Here is a 24,932-nt window from a genome sequence, read left to right on the forward strand (position 1 = left end):
TAATAGAGCTAAAAAATACAATTGTGTAATAATATTGTATATCTAAATATTCTATTGTGTTCACTTGAAATCGTCAAGAAAAAAATTTTTTATGCAAATTTATTTGATTTTAATTCTTTTTTAATAAATCTTGTACATAATTTGTTGTATAATTTTAATATATCTTAAATATATCAACTTCAATATAAAAAAACTAATGAAAGGATACTACTATGGCTAATTCCAAAATAAACACTTTAGTAATAATTTTATCTTTATGTATGGGAATAAATGTGCCTATAGCTGGAGCTGCCTCTCTTTCTATTAATGATTCTGTACAAATGGCACTTGAACGCAATAATAGCATAAAAATTGCCAATCAAGATACAAAAATCGCTGCATCTAATTTAAAAGCAGCAAAAGGTGCTAATGGCGTTTCAGTTTCTCTAAGCTCAAACTTATCTGGAAGTGACGGTGCTATGAGTTCCTTTGAAAAAGGCAATAGCAATGGAATTTCTGCATCTATTCCTATTTATACTGGTAAAAAAAATGAACTCAATATCGATAATAATGAAGCTAATTTATTAAAATCTCAACTTAATCTAGAACGCACTAAAGAAACTGTACGTCATGATACAATTAAAGCTTATTACGACATTCTTGAAGCACAACAAAACGTAAATATAAATCAAGAATCTGTTAATAACTATCAAAGCCATTTAACTGATGTACAAAATCTCTATGCAGGCGGTGCTGTACCTCGTTCTGATTTACTACGTTCAGAAGTTGCTTTATCTAATGCTCAACAATCATTAATTTTAGCACAAAACACTTATGATATTAATGTAAGTACTTTTCGTAATATCATTAAATTAGACCGTGCCGAATCTGTAACTTTAACAGATGGTTTTTCATATACACCAGTTAAAATGTCTTTAAATGAATGTCTAGATTACGCTTTAAGTTCTAGACGTGATGCTATGTCTGCTAAACTTGATTTAGACATTGCTAAAAATGATATAGATATCGCTAAAGCTGGATATCTTCCTACAGTTGATTTTTCTTTAAGTACTAATTGGGATAAACAACCTTTACCTAGTTCAAATGATTACGATTATAGAGCTACAGTATCTGCTAATTGGAATCTATTTGATAGTAATATAACAAGAGCAAATATCGAAGCTGCACAAGCTGAATACGATAAAGCTGGATATACATTATCAGAAACACTTGATAATATCGACCTTGAAGTTAGACAAGCATATCTTAATATGCGTGAAGCTGAAAAACGCTTTAACTCTACTGCTTTAGCAGTAAAACAAGCTGAAGAAGATTATTTCATTGCCACTGAAAAATATCGTGTTGGCGAAGGTATTATCTTAGATGTAATTGATGCTGAACTTGCTTTATCACAAGCTAGATTAAATTATAGTAGTGCTCAGTACGATTATGCACGCTATAAAGCAAGCCTTGAATATGCCATAGGCGTACCGGAAGGAGAATCAATCGATGGATAAAACAAAATTAAAAAAACGACTAAAATGGATAATCCTTTTAATCGTTATCATTGCTGCTGGAACTTTTGGCTATAATTATTATCAACAAAAACAACAAATAGCTAATACTCCTATCATTGAATCAGTTCCAGCAAAATATATAAGCATGAAATCTGTCGTTTCAGCAACAGGTACCATAAAACCATTAGAATCTGTTGAAGTTAGCTCAAAAATAACGGCACGTGTAAAACAAGTACTCGTCAAAGAAAATGACCATGTTACAGCAGGACAAACAGTTGCACTTTTAGATGGCAAAGATTATGAAACTCAAAAAGAGCAAGCTGAATTTACATTAAATAATGCGAAAATAAAATATGACCGCACTAGCTACTTATATAATATCGGTGCAAAATCTAAAGAAGAACTCGATGATGCGCAATATAATTATGATACAGCTGAAAGTAAACTAGCTGAAGCTGAATCTAATTTAGCTGAAACAGTTATCACATCTCCTATGGATGGCGTTGTAATTGGCGAACCTGTAACCGATGGTACTATGGCTGTTCAAGGCAATAGCAATCCTACTGTAATAATGCGAATTGCTGATTTATCACAAAAACAAATCACTGCTAAAGTAGATGAAACAGATATCGGCAATGTAAAAGTTGGTCAAAAAGCTACTTTCACTGTTGATGCTTATAGTGGCAAAACATTTACTGCCACTGTTTCCAAAATTTCTCAAACGGACCTTGATAATAGCTGGAACACTAGCAGTTCTTCAAGTAGTTCTTCTTCTGCTGCAGTTATTTACTACAGTGTAACGCTTGATGTAGATGACCCTGAAGGACTTTTAATGCCATCAATGACAGCTCGTGTTGAAATTGAAACAGCAAATAAAGACAACGCTCTTGCTGTACCTCTCTCCGCACTTAAAACAGATAGCAACGGTTCTTATGTTGTAATCGTAAAAAAAGATGGTACTACTGAAAATCGCTATGTTGAAACAGGTATTTACAGTGATGATAATGTAGAAATCATCAGTGGATTATCTGAAGGAGAAGCTGTTTCTGTAGCTATGGCTAAAAAGACGACTAAATCCAATAATAATCAACGAAACAGTGGCCCACCTCCTCGTTTCTAAAGAGAAAGGAGTAAATGGTATGGACAATAATGAAAACATTACTATTGAACTTTCTGGCATAAAAAAAATATATCAAGTAGGAACGCAAGAAGTAGCCGCTTTAAACGGTATTGATTTAAAGATAAAACGAGGTGAATTTGCCGCTTTAATGGGACCTTCTGGTTCTGGCAAATCCACTTTAATGAATATCTTAGGTTGCTTAGACCGACCTACTTGTGGTTCTTATAAATTAGATGGCAAGGAAATTGCTCATTTAAGTGATGATGAACTTGCTAAAACACGCAATCAAAAAATCGGTTTCGTCTTTCAAAACTTTAATCTACTATCAAAAATAACAGCGCTGGAAAATGTTGCATTGCCACTTGTTTATGCTGGACTTAGCGCGAGTGAACGCACAAAGCGCGCTCATCATTATTTAAAAGCTGTAGGACTTGATGATAGAGCTGACCATAAACCTAATGAATTATCCGGTGGACAACGTCAACGTGTAGCCATTGCCAGAGCGCTCGTAAATAATCCAAGCATCATAATGGCAGATGAACCAACAGGCAATCTTGATACTAAATCCACTAAGGAAATTATGGATATTTTTATCGGTCTTCATGAAGAAGGCAAAACCATGATACTCGTAACACATGAGCCAGATATTGCAGCTTGTGCCTCCCGTCAACTACTCGTAGTAGATGGCGTCATCACTAAAGACGCTGGTAAGGGGGTAGTTATGGATGTTGTTTAAAGAAACCGTTCAAATGGCTATATCAGCATTATGGTCAAATAAAATGCGCTCTCTTTTAACTATGTTAGGCATAATTATTGGCGTTGGTGCTGTAATTGCTATGGTATCAATCGGTATGGGTGTTCAAAAACAAGTAGAAGACTCCATCGCTAGTCTCGGTAGTAATATGCTTATCGTCAATGCTAGTGCCACCAAAAATGCTGCTGGCGTTAGACAAGCAGCAGGTTCAAATGTTCGACTAAAATTAGAAGATGCTGAAGCTATAAAAGCAAAAATACCTGATGCTGAATATGTTTCTCCTTCCGTACAAAAAAATTATCAGATAGTAAATGGCAATCAAAACTGGAATACACAAGTTGTTGGTGTAACGCCAGATTATATGTATATACGTTCTTTATCAATCGCCAATGGTACATTTATCACCCAAAAAGATGTTGATACGCGTTCTCGTGTAGCAGTTATCGGTACTACTGTCGCTGAAAATCTCTTTGGTGAAGGTGTAAACCCAGTTGGTAAAAATATTCGTATCAATAATGACCCATTTAAAGTCGTCGGCTTATTAGAAAGCAAAGGTCAATCCTCTGTAGGTCAAGACCAAGACGATATCGTGATAATTCCTATAACGACCGCTACCATGCGTATAATGGCTATGGACCATATTCAATCTATAAGCATACAAGTAGTCTCTGCTGATAAAATGGACCAAGTTCAAGCGGAGATTGAAAATTTGATGCGCCAACGCCACCGCATTACAGGTGATAAAGAAGATGACTTCACCGTTCGCAATTTGACCAGTATCATGGAAACCATGACTAGCACAAGCACAATGCTTACTTTAATGCTAGGTAGTGTTGCTGGCATTTCACTGCTCGTCGGTGGTATCGGCATCATGAATATCATGATGGTATCTGTAACTGAACGAACGCGCGAAATCGGCATACGAAAAGCACTCGGTGCCACTTATAGCAATATAATGTTTCAATTTCTCATTGAAGCAGTCTTCGTCGGCATAATTGGCGGTATAATCGGCATTGGTCTTGGTATTGGACTTGCTACGATTATTTCTCAATTTGGTGGCTTCAATACTGTGATTACAGCTACACCGATTTTGATTTCCTTCGGTTTTTCTGTTGGCATCAGCTTATTCTTCGGCATTTACCCTGCCAGAAAAGCAGCACGCCTTGACCCAATAGAAGCCCTTCGTTACGAATAATTAAACATAAAATTAAAAGCTATGACAAATGAATTAAGCTCAATTGCCATAGCTTTTATTATATGTATTTCAGATAAAAATTTTATAAGAAATCACCTTATAATCCTATTTATTTTTTCCTATTTATACATTAAAATGAAGAGTGAACAGGATAATTTAACACTTTAAGAGAATAATATCTATATATCTTATAATGAATAGGAGGTAACTATTATGTTGAAAAAATTATTATTCATATTATCAGCTTTAATAGCAGTTAATGCTAGTGCTTTTGCTTCTCCTGCAAATATCGACCTTAGAGAGTATCAACAATCGCCTAAAATTGTCAATGTAATGGCGGCTCCTTTTGAAAATGACAATTTTTACATTGCCACATTTAATTTTGACCAACAACAAAATGGTAATAAAATAAATTTTTATCAAGGAACTTGCTTAATTGACCAAAATAATAAATTAAATCCCTTAAATGTAAAAAAAGTTACTGGAACTAATTCTGAGACTTCAGAAATAATCTTAAATAAACAAGGGAAACCGCCTTATAAACAAACATATCGCCAAGTTCAAACAACTTCTGAAAAACCACAAGCATATCTTGGTGGTGACAGCACAAATATCGTTTATTTAGGCAAATTTAAAATCATAACAAAGGCCGGTACATTTGATGATTGCATCGGCATAAAAATCTACAATGAAAAAACAGGCGAGGGCATGATTCAATATTTAGCTAAAGGATACGGTGTTGTCTATATGGAAAGCATTAAAACTGATGGTGCTAAACAAGAAATTGCTCACTTAGAAGAAGTTCGCCCTTTAAATGAAGCTGATATTATTTCCTTTAAAACAAAGTACTTTGCATAATAAAAAACACACAGTAATTATACTGTGTGTTTTCTTTTTTATTTAGCTTTGAAAATATTTTACAATACCATTAAAAATACCTATCGCTGCTTTTTTTATGCCATCTTCACTTTTTAAAATAGCTTCTTCATCTGGATTAGATACAAAAGCAACTTCAACAAGCGTTGCTGGCATTTCTGTATTCTTAACTACATAGAAATTACTTGTCTTAGTACCACGGTCTGGTGTGCCAATTTGTTCAATAATACCATCTTTTACATACGTTGCTAATTTTTGACTGTTATAACTGCCACCAGTGTAATAATAGCCAGTCGTTCCTTTTGCAGATGGTGATGTAAATGAATCTAAATGAATGCTTACAAAAATATCTGAATCCGACCAATTTCCTACATCACAACGAGCTTGAAGTTCTGCTGTTGCTGATGCATTTGGCCCATAAACATCCTTGTCAGTTTTACGCGTTATATAAACTTTTGCACCTGATTGTTTAAGCATTTCCGCAACATTTAAGCCAATCTTAAGTGTTGCTGTCTTTTCATATAAACCAGTAGGTCCTACTGCACCTGAATCACTGCCACCATGCCCTGGGTCAATTGTAATCACTTTTCCCTTGAGCACCTTTTTAGTATTTTTATCTACATTTACACTCGGTTTATAATTATTACTATTATTATTGCTGTTAATAGAAGTATTATTACTCATTGATTGACTACCACTTGAAGAACTATTGCCTAAATTATATGATATCTGCCCAAAATCCATAGCTACTCTATAAGGACTACTTCCACCAACAATACCGAATACATCATAATCGTTTTTCTTAACAGGTGATTCAACTACAATACGAACTACATCTTTATTAAACTGTGCTACACGGACTTTTTCTACATAACGATTATCCACATCAATTTCTTTTGATACATTTTTTCCCAAAGTAGCATTACTTAAATCTACCACCACTCTATTTGGAGAAGATAATGCAAACGATTGATAATCAACTTCCTTATTTGCATCAGCTACAATACGTACTTTATCATCACTGGTACTAACACGCAAATCTTCTATAGTTGCTACATCACTTGCCGCTAAAACAATACTTTGAAACCAAATTAATGTTAAACACAAAACCAAAGAAACTATAGCTAATCGTTTATTCATTATTTTACCTCATATCCAATTAAACCTTAATATTATATTTTGTTTCCAGCTTCTTAAAGCCCCAAGTCAAAATAAATGTCATAAATAAATAGAATATAGCCGCTACTAAAAACGGTGTCATATCAAATTCTCGTTGTACAATAGAACGAGCTACACGCAATAAATCATTCATCGCCAATATATAGATAAGTGATGTATCTTTTACAAGATTAATTGTTTCATTACTTATTGGTGGCAATACCATTCTAATAACTTGTGGCCAAATAACATGTCGCATCATTTGCGGATAATTCATTCCTAAAGCTTTAGCAGCTTCATATTGACCCTTATCAACAGATTGAATACCAGCTCTAAATATTTCTGCAAAATATGCCGCATAATTAAGTGAAAATGCTAATAATGCAGCTGCAATATCTGGTAAACGAATTCCTACCATAGGAAGAGCAAAATACACAAATAACAACTGTAACATAAGTGGTGTACCACGCATTAACCAAATATATACTTCTGTTATGTATCTAATTACTCTTATTGAAGATAATCTTCCTAAAGAAAATAACATACCTAACGGTAACGATAAAATTAAAGTAATAAAGAAAATTTGCAAGGTTACTTGTGAACCTTCTAGCATTGGCATTACAATTCTCATAATGCTACTATCCAAATTCATCAACTCCAAAATCTACAGCTTAAAATACTTAGTAATATTTTACAACAAAGCTGACTAAAACACAAAGACTAAATTAAATTTATACAAAATTAGTAGAAAATGTCCTCAGTGTTAAAGCATAAAGCATTATATCACCGAGGACATTATATTTATTTAAATCATATATGTTATTACATTCATGATAAAGATACTGTTTTCCCATTTATTTTATTAAAAACTAATTTAGTATTTTACACCATTCACATGAAAATTGAATCAACTTTTTCATATTATCTGATAAAAAACAATCTTTCCGATAGACTATAGCCACATTCCACATCGGATGTTCTTGAAATGGTATTTTACGAAGCGATTTATCTTTCATATCTTCGAAAATAAAATCCATAGAAATAGTATTTCCTTTTCCTTCCTTACATAGTTTATAAGATAAACTAAAACCACTAGTATTAAAATAAATATTAGGCTGGATATGCTCTTTATAACATAAATTCAATAAGATTTGTCGAATTATAAAATTTTCATTTTCAACAATTAAAGGTTCTGTTACTACATTTTTAAGACTAACTTCTTTACAATTATAATAATCACTTTCTTTATGAGTAATAAAAAAGATTTCTACCTTGAAAAGGTCAATATATTCAAGTTCATTATTTTTTTCTGTATACGGAATTAATCCAATATCACAATGTTTATTTATGATATTTTCTAATACATATTTATCTGGAAACTCCATGTACTCTAAATGCATTTGCGGATTTTTTTGTGCAAATACATTGATAAATTCAGGTGTTAAAAAACGTAAAATACCAAAAGCAGATGCCATTCGCAATATTCCTTTATTTTGCATTGTTAAACTTCGTATTTTCGCCACCATATCATCGTATTCATTTAATATATTTTTAGCAGAATTATATAAAATTTCACCGTATGCAGTCATTTTTACACCATTACTTGAACGAATAAATAATTCTGCATCTACTTCTTTTTCCATTTTCTGAATGGTTTTACTCAAAGCCTGAGGACTTAAAAATAATATTTCCGCAGCGGCAGTAATACTTTTTTTATCACAAACCACTATAAAACAATTCATATCTTTTAAATTCATCATATCATCTTCTTTATATTAAATAAAAAGAGGTAACTCTATATAGAGCTACCCCTTATACACTTAAATCTAATTCAAAATAACAAACTTGTCAATCTGTTTTATAATTATTTTTCTTCTGCATATGGCTGAAGTTCATCATAAGCAATAGGTTCTTGACTATCTTCTCCGATAAAATTGCAGAAAGGATGTGGTTTGCGATAGAAATTCAAAGTGAGATAATGATTTCTATAGTGACCTGCTGCATCAAAACCATATTTATAATCGATGATATCTTCTAAATCGATATCTGCATAAGCAATGCCTTCTTGTCCAGATGGAACGTAATCACTGACTAAATTGCCATCAGGTCCAATGATTGCAGTATGGCCTTGCTTTAAAGTCTTGAAATATGCAAGACGTTCTTCTTCTAAATTGCCATTTTCATCAGTGCAAAGCATATTATAAAGTTCATCATTATAAACAGAGCTAGTCATTAAAACAAATGTTCCTGTTTGAATAGCATATGCTTTACTAGCAATATCATCATCAAAAAATCCTGGCCACGATGCTACATGAACTTGTTCATTCTGTGCATTCATTGCAGCAATATCCAAAGCTACATCATGTTCCCAGCATTGACCGCCGCCTAATCTACCTAATTCTGTATCGAAGACTGGCATCATGGAGCCGGAGCCATCGCCCCATATCAATCGTTCTGCTACAGAAACTCTCATTTTGCGATGTTTGCCCATTAAATCGCCTTTATTATTAAACCAGAATTGAGTCAAATATAAAGAACCGCCATCTTTTTCTGAACCAGAAATGCAAACATAAATATCATTATCACGAGCTGCTTGGCTAATTTTGGCAAGAGCATCGCTAGGAACTTCAACTGCATTAAGATACAATTTATGATAAAATTTTGGAACATAATCCAATGCTCTACCTAAAAATGCAAACCAAGGATAACCAGGAAGAAATCCTTCTGGAAAACCGATTAATTTTGCTCCATTAGCAGCTGCTTCTTCAATGATTTTAACAGATTTTTTAACTGTTGCATCTAAATCAAGATAAACTGGAGCAGCCTGTACTGCTGCAACTTTATATTTAGGATATTTTGCCATAACCAACAACTTCTTTCTTCATAAAATCTACCGATAAATTCCTAGGAAAAAAGGCGCCAGCAAATGGTTTTTCCATCTGTCTGACGCCTTTGTCTATCGATATCTTTATTATATGATTCAACAAGATATAACACAATCAGTATTTTTTTGATAAGTATCAACTTATTTTTGATAAATAACTATTAATTAAATTATTGTTTTATACAATATAAAATATATTTGCTTTATATATATAAAAAATTATATAATTAGACTATAGAAATTACGCTTATTTTTTTATTTATATTTATAGAAAGAGGTTATATTATTGCGAAAAAACGTTAATCACATCGTAAAGAATAAGGTTGAACTTTTAACTGCTCCATTCATGACTTTTTTCCGTCATGAAGCCTCCAGTGGTATCATCTTATTATGTTTTGCTATCTTAGCTTTAGTCTTAGCTAATACAGGTGCAGCATCTTTTTATAATCAAGTCTTAAATACTAAGATTGCACTTGGTCCTGCTAGTTTACATTTAGATTTATCCGTACTTTATTGGATTAATGATGCCTTAATGGCTATTTTCTTTTTTGTCATTGGCTTAGAAATAAAACGTGAATTTTTATTTGGAGAATTAAAATCTCTATCTGCTACTATTTTGCCAATCAGTGCAGCTATCGGTGGTATGATTGTACCTGCTATTTTATATGCACTTGTCAATATGGGACAAGATACGATTTCTGGCTGGGGAATTCCAATGGCAACTGATATTGCTTTTTCTCTCGGTATCTTGGCAATTGCGGCCAGCAATGCACCACGTAGTATTGCTATATTTTTAACAGCACTTGCCATTGTTGATGACCTTGGTGCCATCATCGTAATCGCTATCTTTTATAATTCAAATATCTCCTTTGCCGCTCTCGGTATTGGGCTTGTAGCACTACTTGGTGCATTTATCTTAAATCGCTTAAAATGTCGTAATTTCTTACCATATCTCTTTGTCGGTTTAATTGCTTGGCTTGCCTTCTTAAATGCTGGTATTCATCCTACAATCGCTGGCGTTGCCCTTGGTATGCTCATTCCTGCTGACAATAAAAATCAAGAAAAATCTCTCTTACACCATTTAGAACATAAACTCTCCCCTTGGTCAGCTTATGTCATAATGCCAGTTTTTGCCCTTGCTAATGCCGGTGTTACTGTAGATGGTGGTTTATCTGATATTTTATCACCTATCGGTATTGGTATTATTCTTGGTTTATGTATTGGTAAACCACTTGGCATTTGCGGAGCAAGCTTTATTTTATTTAAACTCGGCTTTGCTAAAATGCCAGAAGGAGCAACTAAAATTCAACTTGCTGGTGCAGGTTCTTTAGGTGGCATTGGATTTACTATGTCACTGTTTATTGCTGCTCTTGCTTTTGATAATGCTAACTATTTAGCTAGTGCTAAAATAAGCATTTTATGTGCATCTGTTTTATCAGGCATCTTAGGTGTAATAATATTTAAAACTTCTAGTCTATTCAAAGCTTAAATATTGTGATAATCTAATACTAAATACTTTTTAAGAAGGTGCCTCATTTGAATGAAATAACTAATGAAATAAAAAATGCCATCGTTAATATAAAAATAATCGGTATTGGCGGCGGTGGTAACAACGTTGTCAAACGAATTGCTAGTATTTCAAATCTCGATTTAGATTTAATCGCTGTAAACACAGATATCAAACAATTAAATTCTTTAGACAGCGAAAAAATCACTAAAATCCAAATCGGTGCTAGCTTAACAAAAGGGCTCGGTTGCGGTGGCAATGTAAAAATTGCTCAACAAGCGGCAGAAAACGATTATGATGTTCTGAAAAAAGCTTTAGTTGGCGCTGATATGGTATTTTTAACAGCAGGACTCGGTGCTGGTACTGGTACTGGTGCATTACCAACTATCGCTAAAATAGCTCATGATTTAGGTATTTTATCCGTTGGCGTAGTAACTGTGCCATTTAAATTTGAAGGTTCTCGCAAACAAAAAGCAGCACTTTGTGCAATTAGTGAAGTTGCGCCATATATGGATGCTTTAATTGCAGTTCACAATGACAACCTTTTAAAACTCAAAACAAATTCCAAACTAACTTTAATAAATGCTTTCCAAATGGCAGATAATGTATTATTACAAGGTATTCGATGTGTATCTGAACTTATCTTGACAGTTGGCGTTATCAATGTCGATTTTGCTGATGTAAAATCCATTTTCCAACAAAGCGACCATCCAGATGCATTACTGGGTATCGGAGAAAGTGCTGATGATGCCGTAGAAGCTGTACAACAAGCAGTAAATAGTCCACTTGTCGAAAGAGATTTAGCTGGTGCGCGTGGTATCATCTTAAATATCAGCGGTAATAAAGATTTACGTTTATACGATATCAATGAAGCAACTAAATACATCTATGAACATACACATCCTGATGTAAATATCATCTTAGGTACAGTTGTAAACGATGAACTTGGCGATAAAATTCGCGCTACTATTATTGCAACTGATTTTGCTGATAGTGTACCAATTGCTGAAAAACCAGCCGAAAAAACCGCAGAAAAAACACCTGCAACACAAAAATCTGCTCAGACTACAACAAAAACTCCAAAACCAGAAGATGAAGGATTAAATCTGCCAGATTTTATGAAGAAAAAAACTGAAACTAAATCCAGTAATTTCTCAGCTTTTTCCTTCTTTAACTTTAATAATAAAAAATAATCATATCAGAGGTCTATATGTTACATCGTTTTAGTCGCAGTGAATTGCTATTAGGCACAGAAAATATTAAAAAACTAGCACAAACTAAGGTGGCTATCTTCGGCATTGGTGGAGTTGGCTCTTTTGTAGCTGAAGGATTAGCGCGCGGCGGCATAGGTAATTTTGTCTTAATTGACAGTGATGATATTTCTTTAACTAATATCAATCGCCAAATTCACGCTTTGGAAAATACCATCGGTCAAAAGAAAACGCTTGTGATGAAACAACGCATTTTATCCATAAATCCCCAAGCGCAAATACAGACAATAGAACAACTTTATACACCTGAAAATGCTGATTTATTTTGGCAAAATGATTATGATTACGTTATAGATGCTATTGACGATATAAAAGGTAAAATAGATTTAGCTGTCCAAGCTGAAAAGCATCATATTCCTATAATCAGTAGCATGGGAACAGCTAATAAACTTGACCCACAAAAATTCGTCATAACAGATATAACGAAAACTCATACTTGTCCATTAGCAAGAATTATGCGTAAATCTTTAAAACAAAGAGGCATAAAACATTTAAAAGTACTCTTTTCTACTGAAGAGCCTCATAAAAATTATTCTGTAAATTTCACTGAAAATACCTCTACTGATACCCACCCAGCAGCCAGTCGTAAACAACCACTCGGCACACTTTCTTTTGTGCCATCTATAGCTGGACTACTCATCGCTGGTGAAGTAATCAAGGATATTTGTAATATCAATGAATAAAACAAAGTGCTTAATTTAGAACAAAACTAAATTAAGCATTTTTTATTTGCAATTTTCGCAGTTACTACAGCCATTACATATTATTTGACTTGCACAGAGTTTGCATCGCTCTTTAAATTGTCTTTTATATAATTTTTCCTTAGCAATCATTCTACCAAATTGGTCATATAGTTTAAAATCTATTTGCCTACCTTCATAATTCATGCCCGATTTATATGCCATTTCACTCTGCAATTTTTTAGATGACAAATTATACGCTCTTCCATCTTTTATAAATAAAGTGCCCGTTTCCATAAAACAAAAAGTAGTATTCGTATCTACACATTCTTGCCTCAAAGATTTTACCCATTCATAATAACATGGTCTTGCTCCATTATAATTTTCTCCACCGCAAATCACTTGTTCAATCTGTTCAGTTTCCAAATATTTTTTAATGCTTACTCGCCCAATAAATGGTGCACAGATTATCCCTTTATGCTTAAAAGGCAAATTCAATAATTGTGGTATTCTTTCATCTGCTCTTTTTTGATTTTCACATGTTACCGTCAAAAAAATATTATCCCAACCATTGCCCCAATTACTTGTCAAACAGTCTTTCACTCTATGAATACGTTTTGTTATTAGCAAAAAAATAACATCACTTCTAGCGCGCATGATATGCCATGCTTCTTCGCGCCATATATCTGCCTGTTCTAAAAAGAAATCAGATGTCATACATACTCGCAACATTTCACCACTTTTTATTTTATACTCACCTTGACGATTTTTTGATAAGGGATAATAAAAATTATTCTTTACCTTATAAATCCTAGCACCACTTTCACCGCGCATTTTATCTAAAAAATACATATAACAATTTTGACAACCTTCACTAAATTTTATACAACCATGCCAAGGGTTCCAAATATCATGCACAAAATCACCTCCAAACTATCTATTTAGACAAAAAAGCACAATCTCCCAACGAAATTGTGCTTTCATATCTTAATATCTTTTGTCGTATTTAATTATTTAGACAATACACGTGCTAAACGAACGAGTTCAGGGTCTAATGTCTTATTGTTATTTACAGAATCATGTAAATCAATAGCAACAACTTTACCGTTGTTTATACCAAATACAACATTACGTTGACCATTGATAAGAGCAAGTGCAGCTTTTTCACCAAGCATACTAGCTTTTACACGGTCTTCTGCTGTAGGAGAACCACCGCGTTGTACGTGACCGAGTACTGTAACACGAGTATCAATACCAGTTTTTTCGCCGATTTCTTTACCGATATCTACAGCACTGCCAACACCTTCAGCAACAACTACGATACTATAACGACGACCATTTGCATAGGATTCTTTTAATTCATCACAGATTTTGTTAAGGTCAAAATGAACTTCTGGTACGAGTACATATTCAGCACCACCAGCGATAGCAGCCATCATAGCTAACCAACCGCAAGTACGACCCATAACTTCTAATACGATGATACGACGATGTGCAGATGCTGTATCACGAAGTTTGTTAATAGCATCCAAAATAGTGTTTAAAGCTGTGTCTGCACCGATTGTATAATCAGAACCCCAAACATCATTATCGATTGTTCCTGGCAAACCAACGATAGGAATACCATATTTACTTAAAAGAGAACCGCCTGTTAAACTTCCATCGCCACCAATGATTACTAAACCTTCAATGCCATGACTTTTTAAGATTTCAGCAGCTTTTGCACGAGTTTCTTCCTGTTTAAATTCTGGGCAACGTGCTGTGCCAAGGAAAGTACCACCGCGCTGGATGATGTCACTTACGCTTTGAGAAGTAAGTTCTACGATACGGTTTTCTAACATTCCTTTATAACCATCGTAAATACCAAATACTCTTACGCCTTCATTTAAAGCTGTACGAACTACTGCACGAGCAGCTGCGTTCATTCCTGGGCTATCTCCGCCACTAGTCATGATTGCAATAGATTTCAACATATCAAATTACCCCTTTTCTTCTTTGATATATAATATAATGCACAATATCTTTTTTGCATTATGAACTGTGTTAAAAAGTTAATTATATTTTAACTCTATACAATGATAAAAACCATATTCATCACTCATTTATTTCTTCATTTTTCAATGAATGATTTATTTTAACTAATACACGTGTAATACGAACTCTATCCACTTCTTCAACGAAAAACTCATCATCGCCAAAAGCAGCTTTTTGTCCTACACGTGGTGGAGTATCTACCTGTGTAGATAACCAACCACCAATTGTATCAATATTTTCTTCTTCAATATTAGTGCCAAACATTTCATTTAAATCATCTAAAAGCATTTTAGCATCGACAGAATACAATTTATCTGTTCGTTTTTCTACGATTGGTCGTTCTTCATCGAACTCATCTTGTATTTCACCGACAATTTCTTCCATGATATCTTCAAGCGTTACCATACCAGCTGTGCCACCGTATTCATCAACAACGATAGCAAGCTGTAAACGTTTTCCCTGCATTAATTTTAGCAAATTACGTACAGGCATAGATTCTGGAACAACAGTTGCTTCACGCACTAATGGTCTAATATCTGTTTTTTTCTTTGTATATAACGATTTCAATAAATCTTTTATGTGTAAAAATCCAATGATATTATCTTTATCTTCAATACAAACAGGATAACGCGTCATTTGTTCTTCTAATGCTTTTTTTACATTTTCATCGAAAGAATCTTCCAAGTACAAACATATCATATCTGTACGCGGTATCATGATTTCTCTTACTGTCAAATTGGATAAATCAAATACATTATCTACAAAAGTAAGCTCTGTTTTATCAATATAACCATGTTTATGGCTTTCTTCCATGAGCAAACGAATCTCTTCTTCACTATGTGCTTCTTCACCTTCACTTGCCACTTCAAAACCAAGATGAATAATTACCCAGTTAGCCACATGATTTAATAACCAAACAGCTGGCCACATTAAGCGATGAAATACAATCATCGGTATAGAAATATTAAGTGCTACCGATTCAGCCTTTTGAATAGCCATGGATTTTGGTGCTAACTCACCTAAAACAATATGCAATGCCGTGATGAGAGAAAAGCCCACTACTAAGGCAACAGAATGTGCTGTCTCTTCACCAAAACCAAAAAACCCTACAACCGGTACTAAAAGTGCTGCTACAGCAGGTTCACCAACCCAACCTAAACCAAGTGAAGCAAGCGTAATACCAAGCTGTGTAACTGATAATGATGCATCTAAATGGTCAGTGAGTTTTTTAGCATATTTAGCACGCGTATTACCACTTTGAACTAAGGTTTCTAAACGTGAAGCACGAATTTTTACCAAAGCAAATTCAGCTGCAACAAAGAAACCATTCATGAACACTAAGAAAACAACTAAAACTAATTTTAATAGAACTTCAACTAGCTCCAAGTTAAAAATTTCACTCCTATTATACTACAAAATAAAAATATCAAACCATATTTTCATGGTTTTATTATTTATTATTTTCTCAAATAATTGTACTATTGTCAATGCAAGGAAATAAACAGTCATACAACTTGAAAAAGCTGTACAATGCTGTTTATATCAACTTTGTTTTACATCAACATCACAAAAATTTTACAAAAATTATATCACTGGCATTCCATTATTATCATCATACGTTGCTGTACAATGTGGATAATTAGAACAAGCCCAAAACCAACCATTTTTGCCATGAATTCGCCTTAAATTGCCATCTTTACAATGCGGACACAAATACTTACTATTTACATTTTTCGTGCCCTGTTTTGCTTGCTTTTCCAGTGGCATTGCTGATTTTTTAACCTTATTAAATGAAGGGTTCGTCTTATTTTGCAAAACTAAATCCCAAGCAGAAATTATACCACTGTCTGTCGTTTTTTCAACTTCATTTAAGGTATCATAAAAATTAGAATAATTTACATTTGAGTATTTAGATGATACATATGTTTTTGTCCTTAAATCTGGCTTTCCATCAACATCATTACAAGTCATACGACAAGTAGGAAAATTAGAGCATCCCCAAAAAGTGCCATTTTTACCATTGCGCTTTACTAAAATTCCACGCTTACACCGTGGGCATTTATATTCATTTTGACCTACAAGCACTGTTGCATTCGCTTTTAAACATAAATCCTTCGTGAAATTTGCCTGCATTTGCAAAAATTTTTCAACAGTGCCTTCACCTTCTGATAAAGAATGAAGATAATCTTCCCATATTGCTGTTGAATCAGGATATGTCATTTCATCTGGTAAAACATCAATTAACATATATGCAGTTTGTGTCGGTATTAAATATTTTTTCTTGCCTTCTGTCTGTAAAAAGCCTCTTTTTATTAAATCCTCAATGATGGAAGCACGCGTTGCTTCTGTACCAATACCATAAATGTCTTTTAATTTCTTTTTAACTTCAACATCTTTAACGTACTTATGGATTTCTTTCATTCCCGCTAATAATGTTGCACTTGTAAAACGAGTAGGCGGTTTCGTAGATTTCTTTTCATACTTGCCATCAATATAATCCACTACATCATTTTTCTTCATCAAAGGCAAAGATGAATTTTCCTCTTCTTTTCCATTTATTTCTTCGCTATTATTTAAATTATTCTTATTAGCATTTTGCAAATACAATTCTTTCCAACCAAGTTGTTTTACAGTACGACCGCTAGCTGTGAAATTTTCATTCATGTACATAACTGTAATTTTAGTCTGGTCGTAAATATGCACTGAATAAAACTGTGCTATATACGCTTGCGCAATCAAAAAATATACATTTCGCTCTACTTCTGATAGTGCATTTAAATTTGCTTTTATCTTCGTTGGAATTATAGCATGATGTGCCGTGATTTTTTTATCATTCCATGCTCTTGATTTTATGCTTATATCAGCTTTTTTTGCCCAAGTACTGAGCTGTTTATCTTGATAATTTAATAAATTATGCACAATTACCTTAGCATCATTAAATTGACTTTGCGGTAAATACTCGCAATCTGAACGCGGATACGTTGTCAATTTCTTTTCATACAATTTTTGTGCCGTATCTAAAACAAGCTGTGGTTCATAGCCAAATCGTTTTCCCGCCAAAACTTGCAATGTAGACAACGAAAACGGTAATCGCTGTGCTTCTTTCTTCTGCGCTTTTTGATACGCTATTATTTTTCCTTGTTCCGTTTTGCTGGCAAATTTAGCGATTAAATCCTTTGCTATGTTCTCATCTAATAATCTATTTTCAGAGTCTAATCCTTTTTGTGTATCTTGTGGTTTCCATGTTGTTATAAATTCACCATTTTGATGAGCAAAGATTGCTTTAATGATAAAATAATCAACTGGTTTAAAATTTTGTAATTCTCGCTCACGTCTTACAACTAAAGCTAAAGTCGGCGTCTTTACCCTGCCGATAGCTAATACTTCTTTTTTGCCAGCTCGTCTTGCCGCCAGCGTATACGCTCTTGATAAATTCATGCCGATAAGCCAATCCGCCCTAGCTCTAGCAAGTGCTGATTTTTTTAGGTTAAGAAAATCTTTATTATCTCTCAAATTAGCATTTGCTTTTTTTATACTCTCTTCATCTAATGCATTGAGCAAAATCCTTTTAACAGGCTTTTGACAATGTACATAATCTAAGACTTCATCAATCAATAATTGACCTTCTCTATCCGGGTCACCCGCATGTACAATTTCATCAGCCTTATCAATTAAATTCTTTATAATTCCAAATTGCTTTTTGCAGGATTCATCTACAATCATTTTCCATTTCGCCGGAATTATTGGCAAATCAGCGACATTCCATTTTTTATAAGCTGCATTGTATTCATCAGGTTCCGCTTGACGTAAAATATGACCAAAAGCCCATGTAACGATACCATCTTTCGTTATAAGATAACCGTCTTTTCTCTGTATTGGCCCATTCAAGCACTTTGCAATCTCAGCACCCATACTAGGTTTTTCTGCTATATATAAACGCATTACTATCTCCTCGTCAATTAAAAATAAAATTATAAATAGCTGTGATTATAAATACAACCCAAGCTATCAATAAAATTCCCATTACCAATAATATATATGGCAATTTAGGCATTAAAAAATCTGCTCGTTTTTCACTTAAAGCTCGCACTTGCGGTGGCAAAAATTGCTTAGCTGCATACAAAAGGGTAGGCACTAATACAGCATCATCTACAAGTCCCAAACCCGGAACTACATCCGGCAAAAAATCAACAGGACTGATTAAATATAAAAAAGCTGCTATTATCATCATTCTTATTGTACGCGGTGTATCTCGATTAAACAGTGCTGTAAAAAGCATCAATAAATCTCTTCTACGTGAGGAAATAAATGTCCAAATTCTATAAAACATACAAATTCCTTTCATTTTAAACATACAATATAATAAAACACATCAAATATATTTCTTTATATTGTACCATATCACGCCAATAGAAAAACAGCTATTGAATTAATCAATAGCTGTCATATTTCATCTATACAATAAAAATAAATTAAAATTTCAATCCATTATTTTTCAATAGGATTTTGTTCACTTTCCATATTTATTTGTTCTTCTTGCGGAAATATGAAATCTGCTTCAAACATTCTTTCCCAAGGAAATCTTACCTGTGTATCTTTTACATATGATTGACCATCAAAAGTTGCTAAATCATACTGCGCGATTTTTTCTTGTAAAAGTTTTGTAGCGAGTTCTTCTGCTGGCACTGTACGCGTCTTCGTATCGCCATAAGTACCTTCACCCGGCATGGAATTTAATTTATTTGCCACTGTTTGACGGATATTCGCTTGATACAACCAATCATCTAAATAGCGAACTTCTAACATCTTCAATATGCCTACTCTATCTGTGTAATTAGCGCACATTCCCATAGCTAGTGCATATCCAGTGCTATTTGTCGGTGTATTCCAACCAGAATAAGCATTTATTTTATCAAGAAGTTTTTGATTGTATAAAGTAATCATCAGTGAATTATCTGAACCGTTGCCAAAAGTGATATCTCCAATACCTACATTTTTACCTTCTGCAACTTTTGTATTCACCATCTGTACAAAATTCAATACATTTTCATTTGGAGTATACGTATTACTTAAATCATTAGCAGCACCTGTTGTGCCATCAAAATTCGTATTTACCATAAATACTAAATTTGCACGTTTATCACTCGTTACAGGCAAACCACCCGCCATTTTTACATGAGTTTTTATAGAATCCTTAATCGGTTCATTCGAATATGCTGGTATAGTATTAGCTCCTGTCCCTTTTGCATAATGCACACTTACAAAAGGAATGTCTCCTTGCAAATTATTCACGCATCTTGTCAAAAGCACAAAGCCAATTTCATCAATACCTGCTACAGATTGATATCTGCTACTGCCGAGAGATTTAGCAAAATCATCGAGTTCTCTTCGTTCCATATTAGTCTGTGAATATTTAGCATTATCATCACAGCCCAAAGCCAAATATGTTATATCGCCTTTTTTAGTCAAATCTATTAATTTCTTATTTGCTTCTAAATTAGTTGCACGGCGACCAAGCCAATCCTCTAAAGCTTCTTTTGGAATGTTTTGCTCGTACATCTTCATCTGTTTACGTTCAGAACGATTAAGCCCATCTTGTACTTTTTTATCTGTAAGAGCTGTATAGCGAGCGATATCTGTACCATATTGAGCATAATACGAAGCATCTTCACTGCCTGAAGCTTCACTTGTCTGCGGTGTACGCATGATAGAAGCAAATACATATAATTTTAAACTTGGATTAGCTTCATGAATACGCGCAAAATTTTCTGCTCTTTGTTGTGCTGTTTCTACTGATAAATTATGTTTACGTGAAGCAACTAAACTACCATATATCATGGAGTCAGCAGATATCACAGCTGAGTCTGCTTTTTTTGCATTATCAATTACCCATTCTGCCAATTCATCTGGATGACCTTGAGGATTTGTTCTATTTCCCAAAAGTTCTTCCGGCGGAGTCAATACTTCATAACCTAAATCACGAATATTATCTGCTGTCTGTTTAAAGGAAATCGGTCTATTATCATGTGGTACAAATAAAATGGTTTTATTTAAATGTGCGAGTGCAATATTTCCCGTAAAACAAAAAATAGAAAAAACCATTACATATACTAATACTATTTTCTTTAAGATACTCATTATTTCACCTCGTTTATATATTTATATAATAATAAAGCCTGCCAAATAGCAGGCTTTAGATTTTAATAACCTTTTAGATATTTTTTTAATACTGTATCATCATATTTGCCACGTTCTAAATTTATATTTGCTTCAAAAATGCGGTCCCATGGCATAGTAATTGATACATCTATTGCTTTAGCAAATAAACTTAAATTTGCAGCTGCAAAATCACGCATGAGTTTTGTTCCATACTCTTCAGCATGCGGTAATTTATTATCTCCAATAGTCAAGTAATCGCCTTTACCTGGAAGTAAATTAATATAAGAATTTATATTTTGGCGAATATTTGCCTGATAAACCCAATCATCAAGATAACGCGTAAGCAATAATCTATCACGCTTTTCTTCGCTTATTCTATTGCCTACAATACCCATACTGAGCGCAAAACCTGTACTATTTGTAGCTGTATTCCAGCCAGCATAACCATAAAGTTTATCTAATAAATCTCTTTTTTGTAATAAATTCATTAAAGCATTATCTGCACCATTGGCAAAAGCGATATCACCAATAGATACATGATAGCCATTATCAACCATTTCTTGGATATCATTTACAAAATCAAGTGTATTATAACGAAGTTGCAATGTATTTACTGGAGTATTTGCATCATATGTCCAACCACTGCGATTGGTATTTACCATTAAAACTAAATCAGCTTTTTTTAAATCATATGTTTTTATAGAGCCAGTCGCTATTATTTCGTCTTCAATCGTTTTATCAATCGGTTCACCTGAATAAGAAGGCACTGTTGCACCACCATATCCTGGTGCATATTTTACATAAATATATGGGTGATAATTATCTAAATCGTTTACTACTCTTGTCAAAACGAGTAAGCCTATTTCATCTAAGCCAGTTAACGTTTGAAATTTATTTTTATTAAGACTGATACTTCTAGCATAACTTTCTAATTTATCACTTTCACTTTGGGTTAAAGAAAATTTAGCATTATCATCTTTACCCATTGCCATATATTCTATATTGCCTTTTTTTACTAAATCAATTAAATTACGACTTACTTCCAAATTGGTCTTGCGTCGTCCAAACCAATCATCTAAAGCTGCTTCTGGTACACCTTCTCTAAGTGCTACTTGATAACTTTCATCAAGTCCTGAAGTATCTGCATTATCTATCTTCGTATATGTAGATATTGTTTTACCATATTCTACGTAATATTCAGGTTCTTCTGTTCCTGAAGAAGCACCATCACGCGGTGTACGCATCACGGAAGAAAATACATATACTGGCATTTCAGGATGAATTTCATGCAATCTACCAATATTTTTTACACGTCTTAAGAGCATATCTTTTGGTATGTGATGTTTACGCGATGTAACCAAACTTCCATAAGTCAACGCATCAGAAGAAACAACTGCTACTTTATTCTTTCCACCATTTTCTACTAACCAACGATTTAATTCTTCTGGTCTACCGTTTCTATTTCTATCACCTAATAATCCTTTTGGTGGCATTTCTACAGTATACCCTAATGAACGAATTACATCTGCCGTTTGGTCAGAAGAAATCGGTCTATCATCTTGTGGTACATATAAAATTACTTTCTTTTCATCTTCTTTTTTTGCTGACGCTACATTTGTCAATGATACAAAGCAAAATAACATTGCCATTAATAGGCATATTTTGCCCCAACTCCTGCAATACAAAATTTACACCCCTTATTCTTTACTCTTTCTTTCTTTTTTAACCTTATCTTTATCCACTTTTATGCCCGCAGCTTTTAAATCTTTTGGTCTTACTTGGTCTGCAATTTTCTCTAAAAGCTCTTTACGATGTTCATGTTCATAATCTACTATAGCTTGATAAAACTTATAATCTACATTTTTAGGACTCATTGTTGTCATATCTTGAGTTGGTCTTTCATATCCTGCATAAAGTGAGTTATACCCTTGGTCTAAATAAATACAATCCGTATATTCTACGGTTTTTTTCTGCAAATCAATACGCAAATATTCAGCCGCACCAACTAATTCGTCAAATCTATACGTGCTTAAATTTCGCCATTGACGTTTCATTATAATATCATCAACTTGCATATTGTCAAATAATTTTACAGTAGGCACTAATAATATATTTGTATCAGCATAGCCATCACTTCCAATTTCATAAGTCATTGCCTGTTTATTAAAATAATAACTGGAACGAGCTGTGGCTTGTACCCATTGAAATTCATCTTCTGGTAATGGTTCAAAAGGCTCTGCTGCCCAAACTTTATTAAATGGCCCTAACAAAAAAGAAACAGCCAAAAATATACCTATTAATATATATCTGCTCACGCAAATACCTCCTACAATAATGCAATACTATTACTATCCAATTATATTATGATATCATATTTAATCTGCAATTTAAAGATTGTACTTTAATATTCATTTAGCACTAAAAAAATTTTTTCATTTGTGGTATTATATGAGAGAACCAGATTTTCTCTTAAAATTTTTATCAGAAAGGTTTTTTATGCATTTAAAACAATATTTTCAATTCAAAGAACGCAACACTAATTATACTACTGAAATCATAGCTGGTATCACAACATTTTTAACTATGGCATATATTATCATCTTAAATCCTAGTGTATTAAGCAAAACAGGCATGGACTTCGATGGTGTTTTTTTCGCCACAATCATAGCTTCTGTCGTCGGCTGTTTATTCATGGGAATATTTGCTAATTATCCCATAGCTATTGCGCCTAGTCTTGCAACGAATGCTTATTTTGCCTTCGTCGTGGTAATATCCATGGGAATTCCTTGGCAAGAAGCACTAGGAGCTGTTTTTATTTCTGCTCTCATTTTCTTGCTTTTATCATTGACTTCATTTCGCCAAGCCGTCATCAATTCTATACCATCTTCTATGAAAGAAGGTATCAGCGCTGGTATTGGTTTATTTATAAGTTTTGTTGGTCTGCAAAATGCGCATATTATAGTCGCTTCACCGTCCACACTCGTAACTCTCGGTAATTTAACTGACCCTATCACTTATATGTCTCTTTTAGGGATATTTATCAGTGTTGTTTTGATTATAAATAATGTTCGTGGTGCCTTATTTCTAGGCATGATTATAATTTCTATTATTTCATTTTTCTTTGGATATATTTCATTGCCAGATACAATTTTTAACACACCAGAGTTTGGCAATACTTTTATGCAAATGGATGTTATAGGTGCTATATCTCATAATTTATTCACTATTATTTTCACATTTTTCATCGTTACTTTATTTGATACTACCGGTACAATGCTTGGTATTGCTAAACAAGCAGGACTTATGAAAAATAATACATTTCCAAATGTCCAAAGTGCTTTTTTAGCAGACTCCATAGCTAGCCTTGTCGGTGCAATTTTCGGTACAAGTCCAACTTCGCCATATGTTGAATCTAGTTCAGGCGTTGCTAGTGGTGGCCGTACTGGTTTTAGTAATATTATAGTAGCGTTGTTATTTATTTTAATGTTATTTGCCGCACCGATTGCTAAAGTACTAGCAGAAGTACCTGCTGTCACTGCTCCAGCTTTAATTATCGTCGGTTTTTATATGATGAGTAGTCTATCTCGCATAGATTGGAATGACATGCAAGAAGCATTCCCTGCTTTTCTGATATTTTTATTAATGCCATTATCCTATAGTATTACTGATGCCGTAGGTATAGGTATTATTACTTATTGCTTAATAAAAATCTTTTGTGGCAAATTTAAACAAGTTCATCCTTTACTTTATGCATTTATGCTCTTGTTTATTATCCAATTTGTTGCTATACAAATCTAA

21 protein-coding genes are annotated in these 24,932 nt (G+C 33.6%); 9 read left to right on the forward strand and 12 right to left on the reverse strand.

Translation table 11 applies throughout. The features are described from left to right. Positions 1 to 212: 212 nt before the first annotated feature. The 5 genes from CKV65_RS06785 (at position 213) to CKV65_RS06805 (ending at position 5,423) form a co-directional block, all read left to right on the forward strand. On the forward strand, positions 213 to 1,496 hold the full coding sequence (locus tag CKV65_RS06785; RefSeq protein WP_027889439.1) for a TolC family protein: 1,284 nt from the start codon (positions 213 to 215) through the stop codon (positions 1,494 to 1,496). Next, on the forward strand, positions 1,489 to 2,616 hold the full coding sequence (locus CKV65_RS06790) for an efflux RND transporter periplasmic adaptor subunit (RefSeq protein WP_027889438.1): 1,128 nt from the start codon (positions 1,489 to 1,491) through the stop codon (positions 2,614 to 2,616). Before CKV65_RS06785 ends, CKV65_RS06790 begins: the two co-directional genes overlap by 8 nt. A 19-nt stretch (positions 2,617 to 2,635) precedes the next feature. Then, a complete protein-coding gene (locus CKV65_RS06795) occupies positions 2,636 to 3,352 on the forward strand; it encodes an ABC transporter ATP-binding protein (RefSeq protein WP_027889437.1) in 717 nt (238 codons plus the stop codon). Continuing rightward, a complete protein-coding gene (locus CKV65_RS06800) occupies positions 3,342 to 4,565 on the forward strand; it encodes an ABC transporter permease (protein WP_027889436.1) in 1,224 nt (407 codons plus the stop codon). The genes CKV65_RS06795 and CKV65_RS06800 overlap by 11 nt, the downstream gene beginning before the upstream one ends. 213 nt (positions 4,566 to 4,778) lie before the next feature. After that, a complete protein-coding gene (locus CKV65_RS06805) occupies positions 4,779 to 5,423 on the forward strand; it encodes a hypothetical protein (protein ID WP_231922650.1) in 645 nt (214 codons plus the stop codon). A gap of 42 nt (positions 5,424 to 5,465) precedes the next feature. Here the strand turns inward: CKV65_RS06805 and CKV65_RS06810 are convergent, their stop codons facing one another. The 4 genes from CKV65_RS06810 to CKV65_RS06825 form a co-directional block, all read right to left on the reverse strand. Then, positions 5,466 to 6,581 (reverse strand): N-acetylmuramoyl-L-alanine amidase, encoded by a 1,116-nt coding sequence (locus CKV65_RS06810; protein WP_027889434.1) that lies wholly within the window; start codon positions 6,579 to 6,581, stop codon positions 5,466 to 5,468. 19 nt (positions 6,582 to 6,600) lie between these two features. Beyond that, positions 6,601 to 7,230 (reverse strand): amino acid ABC transporter permease, encoded by a 630-nt coding sequence (locus CKV65_RS06815; protein WP_197695405.1) that lies wholly within the window; start codon positions 7,228 to 7,230, stop codon positions 6,601 to 6,603. Between the two features lie 238 nt (positions 7,231 to 7,468). Next, on the reverse strand, positions 7,469 to 8,359 hold the full coding sequence (locus CKV65_RS06820) for a LysR family transcriptional regulator (protein WP_081654832.1): 891 nt from the start codon (positions 8,357 to 8,359) through the stop codon (positions 7,469 to 7,471). A gap of 104 nt (positions 8,360 to 8,463) precedes the next feature. Beyond that, entirely contained in the window at positions 8,464 to 9,462 is a 999-nt protein-coding gene (locus tag CKV65_RS06825; protein ID WP_027889431.1) for a carbon-nitrogen hydrolase family protein, read from the reverse strand. Between the two features lie 307 nt (positions 9,463 to 9,769). On the opposite strand from CKV65_RS06825, the gene nhaA reads away from it, so the two are divergent. The 3 genes from nhaA to CKV65_RS06840 are packed head-to-tail and all read left to right on the forward strand — an operon-like array spanning position 9,770 to position 12,944. Beyond that, complete coding sequence (nhaA, locus tag CKV65_RS06830) at positions 9,770 to 10,972, forward strand: Na+/H+ antiporter NhaA (RefSeq protein WP_027889430.1); 1,203 nt, start codon at positions 9,770 to 9,772, stop codon at positions 10,970 to 10,972. 47 nt (positions 10,973 to 11,019) lie between these two features. Beyond that, positions 11,020 to 12,183, forward strand: coding sequence for a cell division protein FtsZ (gene ftsZ / locus CKV65_RS06835; protein WP_027889429.1), 1,164 nt, complete (start codon positions 11,020 to 11,022; stop codon positions 12,181 to 12,183). 17 nt (positions 12,184 to 12,200) lie between these two features. Further along, a complete protein-coding gene (locus tag CKV65_RS06840) occupies positions 12,201 to 12,944 on the forward strand; it encodes a tRNA threonylcarbamoyladenosine dehydratase (protein WP_027889428.1) in 744 nt (247 codons plus the stop codon). A 42-nt stretch (positions 12,945 to 12,986) separates the two neighbouring features. Here CKV65_RS06840 and CKV65_RS06845 read toward each other — a convergent pair whose 3' ends face one another. The 8 genes from CKV65_RS06845 to CKV65_RS06880 form a co-directional block, all read right to left on the reverse strand. Beyond that, entirely contained in the window at positions 12,987 to 13,859 is an 873-nt protein-coding gene (locus CKV65_RS06845) for a DUF5131 family protein (RefSeq protein ID WP_027889427.1), read from the reverse strand. 92 nt (positions 13,860 to 13,951) lie between these two features. Then, positions 13,952 to 14,914 carry a 6-phosphofructokinase gene (gene pfkA, locus CKV65_RS06850; protein ID WP_027889426.1) on the reverse strand — a complete coding sequence of 321 codons (963 nt, stop codon included), beginning with the start codon at positions 14,912 to 14,914 and terminating at the stop codon, positions 13,952 to 13,954. A gap of 121 nt (positions 14,915 to 15,035) precedes the next feature. After that, complete coding sequence (locus CKV65_RS06855) at positions 15,036 to 16,361, reverse strand: hemolysin family protein (protein ID WP_027889425.1); 1,326 nt, start codon at positions 16,359 to 16,361, stop codon at positions 15,036 to 15,038. 198 nt (positions 16,362 to 16,559) lie between these two features. Then, positions 16,560 to 18,917: a DNA topoisomerase 3 gene (locus CKV65_RS06860; RefSeq protein ID WP_027889424.1), complete on the reverse strand. Its 2,358-nt coding sequence runs from the start codon at positions 18,915 to 18,917 to the stop codon at positions 16,560 to 16,562. A 13-nt stretch (positions 18,918 to 18,930) separates the two neighbouring features. Further along, positions 18,931 to 19,305, reverse strand: coding sequence for a YkvA family protein (locus tag CKV65_RS06865; RefSeq protein ID WP_027889423.1), 375 nt, complete (start codon positions 19,303 to 19,305; stop codon positions 18,931 to 18,933). A gap of 158 nt (positions 19,306 to 19,463) precedes the next feature. Then, on the reverse strand, positions 19,464 to 21,113 hold the full coding sequence (locus tag CKV65_RS06870; RefSeq protein ID WP_036254321.1) for a DUF4127 family protein: 1,650 nt from the start codon (positions 21,111 to 21,113) through the stop codon (positions 19,464 to 19,466). Between the two features lie 62 nt (positions 21,114 to 21,175). After that, positions 21,176 to 22,783: a DUF4127 family protein gene (locus CKV65_RS06875; protein WP_231922652.1), complete on the reverse strand. Its 1,608-nt coding sequence runs from the start codon at positions 22,781 to 22,783 to the stop codon at positions 21,176 to 21,178. 48 nt (positions 22,784 to 22,831) lie between these two features. After that, positions 22,832 to 23,449 carry a hypothetical protein gene (locus CKV65_RS06880; protein ID WP_027889420.1) on the reverse strand — a complete coding sequence of 206 codons (618 nt, stop codon included), beginning with the start codon at positions 23,447 to 23,449 and terminating at the stop codon, positions 22,832 to 22,834. 181 nt (positions 23,450 to 23,630) lie between these two features. On the opposite strand from CKV65_RS06880, the gene CKV65_RS06885 reads away from it, so the two are divergent. Next, entirely contained in the window at positions 23,631 to 24,932 is a 1,302-nt protein-coding gene (locus CKV65_RS06885; RefSeq protein ID WP_027889419.1) for an NCS2 family permease, read from the forward strand.

Source organism: Megamonas hypermegale, assembly GCF_900187035.1.
Lineage (GTDB): Bacteria > Bacillota > Negativicutes > Selenomonadales > Selenomonadaceae > Megamonas > Megamonas hypermegale.

Bases quoted from the DNA above. Each gene is read 5' to 3' on its own strand.
- CKV65_RS06785 (WP_027889439.1), top strand. From the start codon at position 213: ATGGCTAATTCCAAAATAAACACTTTAGTAATAATTTTATCTTTATGT.
- CKV65_RS06790 (WP_027889438.1), top strand. From the start codon at position 1,489: ATGGATAAAACAAAATTAAAAAAACGACTAAAATGGATAATCCTTTTA.
- CKV65_RS06795 (WP_027889437.1), top strand. From the start codon at position 2,636: ATGGACAATAATGAAAACATTACTATTGAACTTTCTGGCATAAAAAAA.
- CKV65_RS06800 (WP_027889436.1), top strand. From the start codon at position 3,342: ATGTTGTTTAAAGAAACCGTTCAAATGGCTATATCAGCATTATGGTCA.
- CKV65_RS06805 (WP_231922650.1), top strand. From the start codon at position 4,779: ATGTTGAAAAAATTATTATTCATATTATCAGCTTTAATAGCAGTTAAT.
- CKV65_RS06810 (WP_027889434.1), bottom strand. From the start codon at position 6,581: ATGAATAAACGATTAGCTATAGTTTCTTTGGTTTTGTGTTTAACATTA.
- CKV65_RS06815 (WP_197695405.1), bottom strand. From the start codon at position 7,230: ATGAGAATTGTAATGCCAATGCTAGAAGGTTCACAAGTAACCTTGCAA.
- CKV65_RS06820 (WP_081654832.1), bottom strand. From the start codon at position 8,359: ATGATGAATTTAAAAGATATGAATTGTTTTATAGTGGTTTGTGATAAA.
- CKV65_RS06825 (WP_027889431.1), bottom strand. From the start codon at position 9,462: ATGGCAAAATATCCTAAATATAAAGTTGCAGCAGTACAGGCTGCTCCA.
- CKV65_RS06840 (WP_027889428.1), top strand. From the start codon at position 12,201: ATGTTACATCGTTTTAGTCGCAGTGAATTGCTATTAGGCACAGAAAAT.
- pfkA (WP_027889426.1), bottom strand. From the start codon at position 14,914: ATGTTGAAATCTATTGCAATCATGACTAGTGGCGGAGATAGCCCAGGA.
- CKV65_RS06860 (WP_027889424.1), bottom strand. From the start codon at position 18,917: ATGCGTTTATATATAGCAGAAAAACCTAGTATGGGTGCTGAGATTGCA.
- CKV65_RS06865 (WP_027889423.1), bottom strand. From the start codon at position 19,305: ATGTTTTATAGAATTTGGACATTTATTTCCTCACGTAGAAGAGATTTA.
- CKV65_RS06870 (WP_036254321.1), bottom strand. From the start codon at position 21,113: ATGAGTATCTTAAAGAAAATAGTATTAGTATATGTAATGGTTTTTTCT.
- CKV65_RS06875 (WP_231922652.1), bottom strand. From the start codon at position 22,783: ATGGCAATGTTATTTTGCTTTGTATCATTGACAAATGTAGCGTCAGCA.
- CKV65_RS06885 (WP_027889419.1), top strand. From the start codon at position 23,631: ATGCATTTAAAACAATATTTTCAATTCAAAGAACGCAACACTAATTAT.